General features: G+C 61.7%; 14 protein-coding genes. 4 read left to right on the top strand and 10 right to left on the bottom strand.

Translation table 11 applies throughout. The annotated features are described in order from the left end of the window. Window positions 1-285: 285 nt before the first annotated feature. The 5 genes from ACI2KG_RS22015 to rplU all read right to left on the bottom strand — a co-directional run bounded on the left by ACI2KG_RS22015 (window position 286) and on the right by rplU (window position 3,981). Window positions 286-729 carry a CreA family protein gene (locus ACI2KG_RS22015; protein WP_404663281.1) on the bottom strand — a complete coding sequence of 148 codons (444 nt, stop codon included), beginning with the start codon at window positions 727-729 and terminating at the stop codon, window positions 286-288. A gap of 22 nt (window positions 730-751) precedes the next feature. Beyond that, window positions 752-1,870: a glutamate 5-kinase gene (gene proB / locus ACI2KG_RS22010; RefSeq protein WP_404663278.1), complete on the bottom strand. Its 1,119-nt coding sequence runs from the start codon at window positions 1,868-1,870 to the stop codon at window positions 752-754. Between the two features lie 85 nt (window positions 1,871-1,955). Then, on the bottom strand, window positions 1,956-3,182 hold the full coding sequence (cgtA, locus tag ACI2KG_RS22005) for an Obg family GTPase CgtA (protein WP_400619228.1): 1,227 nt from the start codon (window positions 3,180-3,182) through the stop codon (window positions 1,956-1,958). Between the two features lie 188 nt (window positions 3,183-3,370). Continuing rightward, complete coding sequence (gene rpmA / locus ACI2KG_RS22000) at window positions 3,371-3,628, bottom strand: 50S ribosomal protein L27 (RefSeq protein ID WP_003247464.1); 258 nt, start codon at window positions 3,626-3,628, stop codon at window positions 3,371-3,373. A 38-nt stretch (window positions 3,629-3,666) separates the two neighbouring features. After that, window positions 3,667-3,981, bottom strand: a complete 315-nt coding sequence (gene rplU / locus ACI2KG_RS21995) for a 50S ribosomal protein L21 (protein ID WP_003247466.1) — start codon at window positions 3,979-3,981, stop codon at window positions 3,667-3,669. 244 nt (window positions 3,982-4,225) lie between these two features. Between rplU and ACI2KG_RS21990 the strand changes: the two genes are divergently transcribed. The 3 genes from ACI2KG_RS21990 to ACI2KG_RS21980 all read left to right on the top strand — a co-directional run bounded on the left by ACI2KG_RS21990 (window position 4,226) and on the right by ACI2KG_RS21980 (window position 6,053). Then, on the top strand, window positions 4,226-5,194 hold the full coding sequence (locus ACI2KG_RS21990) for a polyprenyl synthetase family protein (protein ID WP_404663277.1): 969 nt from the start codon (window positions 4,226-4,228) through the stop codon (window positions 5,192-5,194). A 187-nt stretch (window positions 5,195-5,381) separates the two neighbouring features. Continuing rightward, on the top strand, window positions 5,382-5,723 hold the full coding sequence (locus tag ACI2KG_RS21985; protein WP_404663276.1) for a zinc ribbon domain-containing protein YjdM: 342 nt from the start codon (window positions 5,382-5,384) through the stop codon (window positions 5,721-5,723). An 84-nt stretch (window positions 5,724-5,807) separates the two neighbouring features. Next, on the top strand, window positions 5,808-6,053 hold the full coding sequence (locus tag ACI2KG_RS21980) for a hypothetical protein (protein WP_003256316.1): 246 nt from the start codon (window positions 5,808-5,810) through the stop codon (window positions 6,051-6,053). Between the two features lie 135 nt (window positions 6,054-6,188). On the opposite strand, the gene ACI2KG_RS21975 is transcribed toward ACI2KG_RS21980, so the two are convergent. The 3 genes from ACI2KG_RS21975 to ACI2KG_RS21965 all read right to left on the bottom strand — a co-directional run bounded on the left by ACI2KG_RS21975 (window position 6,189) and on the right by ACI2KG_RS21965 (window position 7,889). Further along, window positions 6,189-6,806 (bottom strand): FKBP-type peptidyl-prolyl cis-trans isomerase, encoded by a 618-nt coding sequence (locus ACI2KG_RS21975; protein WP_201201723.1) that lies wholly within the window; start codon window positions 6,804-6,806, stop codon window positions 6,189-6,191. An 85-nt stretch (window positions 6,807-6,891) separates the two neighbouring features. Then, window positions 6,892-7,197: a DUF6482 family protein gene (locus ACI2KG_RS21970; protein WP_012270429.1), complete on the bottom strand. Its 306-nt coding sequence runs from the start codon at window positions 7,195-7,197 to the stop codon at window positions 6,892-6,894. A gap of 203 nt (window positions 7,198-7,400) precedes the next feature. Continuing rightward, entirely contained in the window at window positions 7,401-7,889 is a 489-nt protein-coding gene (locus ACI2KG_RS21965) for a TIGR00645 family protein (protein WP_003247486.1), read from the bottom strand. Here ACI2KG_RS21965 and ACI2KG_RS21960 point away from each other — a divergent pair. Next, window positions 7,888-8,103, top strand: coding sequence for a hypothetical protein (locus tag ACI2KG_RS21960; protein WP_404663275.1), 216 nt, complete (start codon window positions 7,888-7,890; stop codon window positions 8,101-8,103). The two genes, ACI2KG_RS21965 and ACI2KG_RS21960, sit on opposite strands and share 2 nt — an antisense overlap. On the opposite strand, the gene ACI2KG_RS21955 is transcribed toward ACI2KG_RS21960, so the two are convergent. Beyond that, window positions 8,088-8,426, bottom strand: a complete 339-nt coding sequence (locus tag ACI2KG_RS21955; protein WP_400619243.1) for a hypothetical protein — start codon at window positions 8,424-8,426, stop codon at window positions 8,088-8,090. The genes ACI2KG_RS21960 and ACI2KG_RS21955 overlap by 16 nt on opposite strands. Window positions 8,427-8,588: 162 nt before the next feature. Beyond that, window positions 8,589-11,027, bottom strand: a complete 2,439-nt coding sequence (locus tag ACI2KG_RS21950; RefSeq protein WP_404663274.1) for a Lon protease family protein — start codon at window positions 11,025-11,027, stop codon at window positions 8,589-8,591. Between the last annotated feature and the right edge of the window lie 137 nt (window positions 11,028-11,164).

Raw genomic sequence — 11,164 nt, 5'->3', positions numbered from 1 at the left:
TGACCGCATCAAGCTGAGGCTCAATGGCCTGAGCCCTGTCGAGTACAGGACCCAGGCAGCAGCTTAAAACTGTCCAACTTTTGGGGGGCAGTCCAGGTACTGCACAAGTTTCAAGGTCTGTGCAGTACCTGTGGGAGCAACTGTCTTGTGCTGCTTATGCTGGCCTCATCGCTAGCAAGCCAGCCCCCACAGGTATTGCACAAGTTTCAAGGTCTGTGCAGTACCTGTGGGAGCTGGCTTGCCGGCGAATGGAGGCCGAAGGCCTCCCGACGATCTAACAGGCGATCAATGCGCCCAAGGCAGGATCGGGATCGCAGTCACCGCATTCTGCGGGCTACCTTCGACGATCCGGTCGCTGTACACCAGGTACACCAGCGTATTGCGCTTCTTGTCGAGGAAGCGCACCACCTGCATGGTCTTGAACACCAGCGAGGTGCGCTCCTTGAACACTTCCTCGCCGTCTTTCAACTCACCCTTGAAGTTGATCGGCCCCACCTGACGGCAGGCAATCGACGCCTCCGCCCGGTCCTCCGCCAACCCCAAGCCACCCTTCATGCCGCCCGTCTTGGCCCGCGACAGGTAGCAGGTCACGCCTTCGACTTTGGGGTCGTCGAACGCCTCGACCACGATACGGTCGTTCGGCCCAAGGAACTTGAACACGGTGGACACCTGGCCGACTTCCTCGGCCCCGGCCAACATCGGCAACGCCAGTGCGGCGACGGCAATCATCCTTTTCAACACACGTACGCCCTCAGACCAGAACCAGGTTGTCGCGGTGCACCAGCTCAGGCTCCGCGATGTAGCCCAAGGTGCTTTCGATGGCATCGGAAGGCTGACCGATGATCTTCTGCGCCTCCAGGGCGCTGTAGTTGGCCAGGCCGCGGGCCACTTCAACGCCGTCCGGGCCGACGCATACCACCATCTCGCCACGGCGGAAGCTGCCCTGCACGGTCTTCACGCCAACCGGCAGCAGGCTCTTGTTGGCCTGGCGCAGCGCCTGCACGGCACCGGCATCCAGCACCAGGGTGCCACGGGTTTGCAGGTGGCCCGCCAGCCACTGCTTGCGCGCCGCGAGCATGCCGCGCTCGGGCGACAGCAAGGTGCCCAGGCGCTCACCAGCCTTGAGGCGGTCCAGTACGCGCTCGATGCGGCCACCAATGATGACGGTGTGGGCACCGGAACGGGCAGCCAGGCGTGCGGCACGCAGCTTGGTCTGCATGCCGCCACGGCCCAGCGCACCACCGGTACCCCCGGCCACGGCATCCAGCGACGGGTCGTCGGCACGGGCTTCGTAGATCAGCTGGGCTTCGGGGTTGTTGCGCGGGTCGGCGTCGAACATGCCATCGCGGTCGGTGAGGATCACAAGCAGGTCAGCCTCGACCAGGTTGGCCACCAGCGCTGCCAGGGTGTCGTTGTCGCCGAAGCGGATCTCGTCGGTGACCACGGTGTCGTTTTCGTTGATCACCGGCACCACACCCAGGTCAACCAGGGTACGCAGGGTGCTGCGGGCGTTCAGGTAACGCTTGCGGTCGGACAGGTCGTCATGGGTCAGCAGGATTTGCGCGGTGTGCTTGTCGTGCTCGCCGAAGCTCGACTCCCACGCCTGCACCAGGCGCATCTGGCCGATCGAAGCAGCCGCCTGCAGCTCGTTCATCGCGCTCGGTCGCGAGGTCCAGCCCAGCTGGCTCATGCCGGCAGCCACGGCCCCGGAGGAGACCAGTACCAACTCAACGCCTGCCTCACGCAGCGCGACCATCTGCTCGACCCAAACGGCCATGGCACCGCGGTCGAGGCCTTTGCCATCGGCGGTCAGCAGCGCACTGCCAATCTTCACGACCCAGCGCTTGGCGCCCGTCACCTTGCTTCGCATCTTCTTCCAACCTATGTCGAATCTGTAGATACCGTGGATACAAAAACGCCGCTCCAAAGAGCGGCGTTCAGTGTACTGCAACCGATCAGTCGCGCACGTAAATGATTTCCGGGCCGTCTTCGTCGTCCTCGAAATCATCATCCCACGCGTCATCGTCGCCGATGTCGTGCACGCTCTTGACGCCGGTGCGACGCAGGGTGCGGGCGTCGTCCAGGGCCTGCAGCTGGGCACGGGCTTCGTCTTCAATGCGCTGGTCGAGGTCGGCCAGCTCTTCGGCGTAGGCCGGGTCGTTGGCCAGGCGGTCGGCGCGGTCTTCAAGGTAGCGCATCAGGTCGTGGCTGAGCTTGTCGGTGCCCTGCTTGGAGATGGCCGAAATCACGTAGACCGGGCCTTCCCACTCCAGGCGGTCGATCACCTCCTGCACGCGCTCGTCGCGCTCGTCGTCCATGACCATGTCCGACTTGTTCAGCACCAGCCAGCGCTCACGCTCGGCCAGCGACGGGCTGAAGCGGGTCAGCTCGTTGACGATCACTTCGGCGGCATCGGCCGGGCTGCTTTCGTCCAGCGGCGCGATGTCCACCAGGTGCAGCAGCACGCGGGTACGCGCCAGGTGCTTGAGGAAGCGGATACCCAGGCCGGCACCGTCGGATGCGCCTTCAATCAGGCCGGGGATGTCGGCGATGACGAAGCTTTTCCAGCGGTCGACACTGACCACGCCCAGGTTTGGCACCAGGGTGGTGAACGGGTAGTCGGCCACCTTCGGCTTAGCGGCCGAAACCGAGCGGATGAAGGTACTCTTGCCGGCGTTTGGCAGACCCAGCAGGCCCACGTCGGCCAACACCTTCATTTCCATCTTCAGGTCGCGCTGGTCACCCGGCTTGCCTGGGGTGGTCTGGCGCGGCGCACGGTTGGTGCTGGACTTGAAACGGGTGTTGCCCAGGCCGTGCCAGCCGCCTTGGGCGACCATCAGCTTCTGGCCCGGGGTAATCAGGTCACCGATCACTTCCTGGGTGGAAGCATCGATCACGGTGGTGCCGACCGGCACGCGCAGGAACAGGTCTTCACCCTTCTTGCCGGTGCAGTCGGTGCTGCCACCGTTGGAGCCGCGCTGGGCTTCGTGGTGACGGGTGTAGCGGTAGTCGACCAGGGTGTTCAGGTTTTCGTCGGCAACCATGTACACCGAGCCGCCGTCGCCACCGTCACCGCCGTTGGGGCCACCGTTTTCGATGAACTTCTCGCGACGGAAGCTCATGCAACCGTTGCCGCCGTCACCGGCTTTGACCCGAATCGATACTTCGTCAACAAACTTCATTAAAACCGCCTCTCGTCGGTAGACGAGCTGAATGACTCAAAAACATGAGGCTCTTGCAAAAATGAGCGCGGCGGCCCCGTACGACCGTAGAAACCAACGCCGGCAACCCAGACAAACAGCTTTGCAAGAGGCTCACCACAAACGAAAAAGCCCCGTCGCATGACGGGGCTTCTGGAGCGACGTCGCGATTAAGCGGCGACGATGCTCACGTAACGGCGCATGAACTCGCCTTTCTTCTCGAACTTGATCACGCCTTCGATCTTGGCGAACAAGGTGTGATCCTTGCCCATGCCAACGCCGTAGCCAGCGTGGAATTCGGTGCCGCGCTGACGGACGATGATGTTGCCTGGCTTGATAACCTGGCCGCCATACATCTTCACGCCAAGGCGTTTAGATTCTGAGTCGCGACCGTTACGAGTACTACCACCAGCCTTCTTGTGAGCCATGGTTCAATTCTCCAAATAAATTCAGGGGATCTAGGGGATTAAGCCTGGATGCCGGTGATTTTGATCTCGGTGAACCACTGGCGGTGGCCCATACGCTTCATGTGGTGCTTACGACGACGGAACTTGATGATGCGAACCTTGTCGTGGCGGCCTTGCGAAACGACTTCGGCCACTACTTTAGCGCCAGCAACAACTGGAGCACCGATGGTGACTTCTTCACCGTTGGCGACCAGCAGAACGCGATCGAAGGTCACGGATTCGCCAGTGGCGACTTCCAGTTTTTCGATCTTGAGGAATTCACCTTCAGCGACTTTGTACTGCTTGCCGCCGGTAACGATTACTGCGTAAGACATGGTATTTCTCCGATAATCCTGCTCACCCAGCGCTTTATATGATGAGTATTGGCTGGCATGGCTGCACAGGGCTGGAACGGCCCGGCGCAATTGCGTAAGGCAGGTGCTGCCCAGGAAGTTAGGGTGCGCGATTGTACGCAACCGTGGTTTTGCTTGCAAGTACCGCCCCCGCCCTGCGGGCACCGCGCCTTGACACACCGGGACCTGCGACCTAGCATGCCGCGCAACCTCACTGGAGCAGCCGATGCAACCCCAAACCTTCTACCGCGCGGTGGCTGATGATTTCAGCGCCGTCGACGAGATCATCAAGAAGCAGCTGACCTCGCGCGTGCCGCTGGTATCGAAGATCGGCGACTATATCACGTCCGCCGGTGGCAAGCGCCTGCGTCCCCTGCTGGTACTGCTGTGTGGCAAGGCCCTGGGCCGCGAAGGCGACGACCTGCGCCTGCTGGCCGCCACCATCGAATTCCTGCACACCGCCACCCTGCTGCACGACGACGTGGTCGACATGTCCGGCATGCGCCGTGGCCGCTCCACCGCCAATGCCTTGTGGGGCAACGCGCCAAGCGTACTGGTGGGCGACTTCCTTTATTCGCGCTCGTTCGAAATGATGGTCGAACTGGGTTCGATGCCGGTCATGCAGATCCTGTCCAAGGCCACCCGGGTGATTGCCGAGGGTGAAGTGCTGCAGCTGTCGCGGGTACGCGACGCCAGCACCACCGAGGAAGTCTACATGGAGGTCATCCGCGGCAAGACCGCCATGCTGTTCGAGGCCTCGACCCACAGCGCTGCCGCGCTGGCCGAAGCCTCCGACGCGCAGCGTGAAGCCCTGCGTACCTTCGGTGACCACCTGGGCGTGGCCTTCCAGCTGGTCGACGACCTGCTGGACTACAAGGGCGACTCGCAGACCCTGGGCAAGAACGTCGGCGACGACCTGGCCGAAGGCAAACCTACCCTGCCGCTGATCTACACCATGCGCGAAGGCACTGCCGAGCAGGCTGCGCTGGTGCGTAAGGCGATCCAGAAAGGTGGCCTGGAGGACCTGGAGCAGATTCGTGTGGCGGTCGAGGAGTCGGGTGCGCTGAAGTACACCGCCGAGCTGGCGCGTGACTATGTGAAGCGTGCCATTGCCTGCCTGGAAGTACTGCCGGCCAGCGAATACCGGGATGCGCTGGTTGAGCTGAGCGAGTTTGCGGTGGCGCGTACTCACTGACAGACCGAGTTGCCTTCATTCGCGGGTAAACCCGCTCCCACAAGGATATCGCAGGTCTCCGGGCCAGTGTTGTACCTCGGGAGCGGGTTTACCCGCGAAGCTTTTTGTCCGGACATAATCCCTTCTGGAAAAATACCTTTTACACTATGGGCTTTCTACCGCCCGTCTGTTTGTTTGAGGAACCGAAGTGAGCACTCTGCCACCCTGCCCGAAATGCAACTCCGAATACACCTATGAGGATGGCACTCAGCTGATCTGCCCTGAATGTGCCCACGAGTGGTCGACCAGCGGCGATGCCGAGGCAACCAGCGACGACGTGGTGAAGAAGGATTCGGTCGGCAATATCCTGCAGGACGGCGACACCGTCACCGTGATCAAGGACCTCAAGGTCAAAGGTTCGTCCCTGGTGGTCAAGGTCGGCACCAAGGTCAAGAACATCCGCCTGTGCGACGGCGACCACGACATCGACTGCAAAATCGACGGCATCGGCGCCATGAAGCTGAAGTCCGAGTTCGTTCGCAAAGTCTGATTACACAAAATTCCGCCAATTGGCGCTTGCTATTTTGATAATAAGAATTATTCTCATTGGAACTGCTATCCAAGGAGAATAGCCATGACTTATCTGATCGACGCCTGGCTGGACCGCCCTCACCCCTACCTGCGCATTCTTCATCGGGAAACCGGCGAAGTGTGCGCGGTGCTTGAAGAAGAAGCCCTCGACGAACTGCGTGACCAAGGGGACCTGGACATGAGCGGGTTGAATTCGAGTGAGCCGGGGGTGCTCAAGGAGCTGGTGCGGAATCTGTTTCTGTTCTGCTATGCGCGAGCATTGCGCCCTGGGGGAACGGATTGGAATTGATGGAATTGGCGAGGGCTTCGCCCTCGATCGCGACACAAGGCCGCTCCTACAGGGGAGCGCATACCCATGGCGGGCGCGGATCCCTGTAGGAGCGGCCTTGTGTCGCGATAGGGCCGCAAAGCGGCCCCGAGGGCATTACAGAACGTCGAGCAGCTCGACGTCGAACACCAGCACGCTGTGCGGCGGGATGCTGCCAACGCCTTGGGCACCGTAGGCCAGCTCGCTCGGCACGTACAGGCGCCATTTGCTGCCCGCGTTCATCAGCTGCAGGGCTTCGGTCCAGCCAGCGATCACGCCGCCTACCGGGAATTCAGCCGGTTGGCCACGCTCGTAGGAACTGTCGAACACGGTGCCGTCGATCAGGGTGCCGTGGTAGTGCGTGCGCACGTTGTCTTCGCGGGTCGGCTTGGCGCCTTCACCAGCGGTCAGTACTTCGAACTGCAGGCCCGAAGCCAGGGTGGTGATGCCTTCACGCTTGGCGTTTTCGGCCAGGAATTCCTTGCCAGCACCAGCAGCGGCTTCGGCCTTGGCAGCAGCTTCGGCTTGCATCACGTCACGGATGACCTTGAAGCTGGCCGACAGGTCGGCTTCGCTGACACGGCTGTCGGCACCGTTGAAGGCGTCGGTCAGGCCAGCCAGGATGGCTTCCAGGCTGACACCTGGTGGCGGGTTGTCGCGCAGTTGGCCGCCCAGCTGACGGCCGATGCCGTAGCTGACGCGGGTTTCGTCGGTAGACAGGTTGAGTTCGGACATTGTCGTGCTCCACTGCAGGGCGCAGTGCAGCCGCGCCCTTGATGAAAAGGGCGAGCAGCCTAGCACACTGGGGCGCTGCGAGCAGCTACCAGGCCGAACGCTGGGAAATCGGCACCTTCAGGTCTTCTTCCGGGTGTGTGCCCATGCCACACATCTCATCCTGCACCGACCAGTGCACCAGGTTCATCGAGACCATGGGGATGGTTTGCAGCAACTTGCGGGCATCCTCCACCGAGTGCACGCGCAAGCGTTCACCACGGGTGTCGGACAGGGGGTGGGCGTGGCCTTTGACCCGCGCTTCGAGCAGGTAGTCACCGCCTTCGATGGCAATCAGGTTCAGTTCGTCGACATGGCCAGCCCTGGCCTCGGTATTGAGCTGATGCAGGTTCATGAGAGCACCTCGCTGGTGGGAACCATGAGTGCTCATTTTTTGTACAGGATGGGAGATTACACAAGGCATGACTGACGCCGCTGGTCAGTTGGACCGCGTCGGCCTTTTCGCGGGTGAACCCGCTCCCACAAGTATTGCGCAGGCTTAAAGGCTTCTACAAACCTGTGGGAGCGGGTTTACCCGCGAAGAGGCCCTGGCAGGCCTCAGTGCTTGGTCAGCTTGTCCAGGTAACCCATGCAGAACGCCGAGACCACAAAGGTCATATGGATGATCACGTACCACATCAGGTAGTCGGTGGAGATGTTCTGCGCATCCATGAACACGCGCAGCAGGTGAATGGAGGAAATCGCCACGATCGACGCGGCAACCTTCATCTTCAGCGACGAAGAGTCCATCTTGCCCAACCAGTTGAGTTTTTCCTTGCTCTCGTCGATGTCCAGTTGCGAAACGAAGTTCTCGTAGCCGGAAATCATCACCATCACCAAAAGGCCACCAACCAGCGACATGTCGATCAGCGACAGGATCACCAGGATCAGGTCGGCTTCGCTGAGGGCGAAGACGTTGGGCAGGACGTGGACCACTTCCTGGAAGAATTTCAGCGCCAGGGCCAGCAGGCCGAGGGACAGGCCGAAGTAGATCGGGGCGAGCAGCCAGCGCGAGGCATACATCGCGTTTTCGAGGATACGTTCCATGAAGTTCAGGACTCATCAGGTGACTAAAAAAGCGACGGCGAGTATAGCCAGCCACCTGTTACAGCAAAAGCCCAGTGAATGGGGCTGCTTTGCAGCCCAATCGCCGGCAAGCCAGCTCCCACAGGATTTCGGCAGCCCTGTGGCCTGTGATTTTCCTGTGGGAGCTGGCTTGCCGGCGATGAAGCCGGTAAAGATTACTCAAGTCTCTGGATGAAACTGATAATCCCCCAGGTTCCGGCACCGCTCCCCATTGATCCGCCGCAACTGCGCCTGCAAATGCAGGCACCAGATTTGCGGATCTTCGGCCACCTGATACCCATGCAGGGTCAGGCTGTCGACAATGGCATTGAGCACCGACTCCGCCACCAGCGGCCCATGAAACGGCCCCTGTGCCTTGATCGCGGAGGGTTGTTCGCCGGCCATGCCGGCGGCGAACAGCAACGTCCACATGCCCGTGTCCCCGGCCAGTGGGCGAATGCTGCATTCGATGCGGGTCACCAGGCCCAGGCACTGGCGTGTGAGGCTGAGGTTGCGCATGGCCGCGTCCCCTCCAAAAAGCCCTGTTCAGCCCGAAACCCTCGGGCTGTCTCCATCCTGAACACTGTACTGTCCTTAAGTTCCAGCATAGAAGAACAGCACAGAGAGATGGAAAACCGGCGCTGAGCGGTAGCACTTGGCCGCCAGCGCCGATTTATTGACTCAGGCCGGTTTGGCCTGGGCAATCACCTCTTCCAGGCGTTCCTTCTCGGCCTTCTCGATGTCTTCCTCGCTGATCATTTCGGCGATTTCACGCAGGCGTTCGACCACCCGAGCGTTGACGCTGCCCTCGGTAAACAACCCGTTCTCGCCAAGCACGCCAGCCTCTTCGCCCACCAGCAGGCTCAACGCCTCGTCGGCCTGGCTCACGGCGTAGACATGGAACTGGCCATTCTCCACCGCTTGCAACACACGCTCATCCAGCATCAGCGTGGCAACGTTGGCACGCGGAATGATCACGCCCTGTTCGCCCGTCAGGCCACGCGCTTCGCACAGGCGGAAGAAGCCCTCGATCTTTTCGTTGACCCCACCCACTGCCTGCACTTCGCCAAACTGGTTGATCGAGCCGGTAATGGCAAAGCACTGCTTGAGCGGCGTGCGCGACAAGGCCGAGATCAGCGTGCAGGCTTCGCCCAGCGAGGCGCTGTCACCGTCCACGTAGCCGTAGGACTGTTCCAGCGCAATGCTCGCGGAAATCGCCAACGGGAACTCCTGGGCATAGCGGCTGCCCAGGTAACCGGTGAGGATCATCACCCCCTTGGAGTGGATCGGCTGGCCAAGGTTGACCTCGCGCTCGATATCGACGATGCCACTGCCGCCCGGGTACACGGTGGCGGAGATGCGCGCCGGCATACCGAATGCCGAGTCGCCCACTTCCAGCACGGTCAGGCCGTTGCATTTGCCGATGGCCGCGCCTTCAGTGTCGATCAGGATGATGCCGGCGAGCATGTCATCCAGCACCCGCTGCGACACACGTCCGGTGCGGGTGGCCTTGGCCTTCAACGCACGCTCGATGTGCCCGGCGTCGGTCATTTCGTCACTGGCCAGCTGGCGAATGAAATCGGCTTCGCTGACCAGCTGGAACAGGTCACCGATACGTGCCGACAGGCGCGACTGGTTCTCTGCCAGGCGAGCGCTGTAGGTAGCCAGGCGCGCCACCGCATCGCTGGTCAACGGCGCCATGCCCTCCTCGTTGGTGCGCGTGCGCAGCAACTGGGCGAACTGCTCCAGGTTCTCGTCGACCATCGGCATGTCTTCGTCGAAGTCGACCAGCACGCGGAACATCTCCTGGAAGTCCGAGTCGTGGTCCTGCAGCGCGTAGTACAGCTGGCGCGAGCCGATGATCACCAGCTTGACGTTGAGCGGGATCATCTGCGGCTGCAGGCTGACGGTGGCGACCCGGCCCAGTTCACCGATCGGCGACTCCATCTTCAGCTTGCGCGACTGCAAGGCACGCTTGAGCGCGTCCCATACGAACGGCTCGCCCAGCATTTTCTCGGCTTCGAGGATCAGGAAGCCGCCGTTGGCCCGGTGCAGCGCGCCCGGGCGCAACTGCCGGTACGAGGTGTATAGCGCGCCCTGGTCGGTGCTGTATTCGATACGGCCGAACAGGTTGTCGTAGGTCGGGTGCGGCTCAAATACCACCGGTGCGCCGCCGTCAGCGTGATGGCCCACCACCAGGCTGGGCGCGTACTGCTCTTCGAGCAGCTTACGGGCGACGGCGTCGGTCTTGCTGTCATCGACCAGTTGCTCGACTACAGTGCGCAGCAGGTTCAACTGCAGCGATTGCAGGTAGGCACAAACGGCCGCGTTCTCGGCGTACTTTTCCGACAACGGCGCCAGCAGCGGTTGCAGGGCCAGGGTAATAGTTTCTTCGTTAAGCTGGCGCAGCTGGTTGTTCGACTCGCGCTTCCACTGCGGCAGGCTGGCCAGTTCCTCGTTCAGTTGCTCCTCAAGCTGGGCAATGTCCTCATGGAATTGCTCGCGCACCTCTTCGGGCAGCTGGGCAAACTCGGCCTCATCCAGCGCCTTGCCGTCGGCCATCGGGGTGAAGGCGACGTTGCTGGAATCGCGGTACAAGGCTACGTCCTTCTCCAGCGACGCCCGCTCGATCACATCCAGGGCGCGGTCATAGCGCTGGTTGAAGGCGCGGTCGATGGCGCCCTTCTTCTGCTGGTACGACGGGTGCTCGAACACCGCCGGGAAGGTCGCCAGCAGGTTGTCGATCAACCCGCCCATGTCGGCGATGAACGCTGCGGCGCTACCGGAAGGCAACTCCAGTGCGCGCGGTTCGCGGGTGTCGTCGAAGTGGTTGACGTAGACCCAGTCGGCCGGGGTCTGCTGGCGCTTGCCCTCGGCCTTGAGGTAGCGCTTGACGAACGAGAAACGCCCGGTGCCGGGCTCGCCCATCACGTACACGTTGTAACCAGGGCGCGGCATGGCCACACCGAACTGCAGGGCCTCGACAGCACGTTCCTGGCCCAGGACTCCGCGAAACGGCTCCAGATCGTCGGTATTGGTAAAGGCAAACTGCTCGGGCGAGAAACGCCGGGTCAGGGCTTCAGGCGCGAGACGCAGGCGCGCAGCGACAGGATCGGGCATTGGGTTTCCTTACTTCGGCGGGGCAGATACGCAGCATTCTGGCGCTGCCCGCGCGCGCCTTGCAAGGCTCCACGAGACTTTATGTCATAGCATGTCGCAGCCGGGGCAGGTCATGTAACAGCAAATTTTTCGCAATC

Origin of the sequence: Pseudomonas sp. NPDC089407 (genome assembly GCF_044900445.1) — a bacterium.
GTDB lineage: Bacteria > Pseudomonadota > Gammaproteobacteria > Pseudomonadales > Pseudomonadaceae > Aquipseudomonas.
This window is presented reverse-complemented; position numbering and strand designations above follow the sequence as displayed.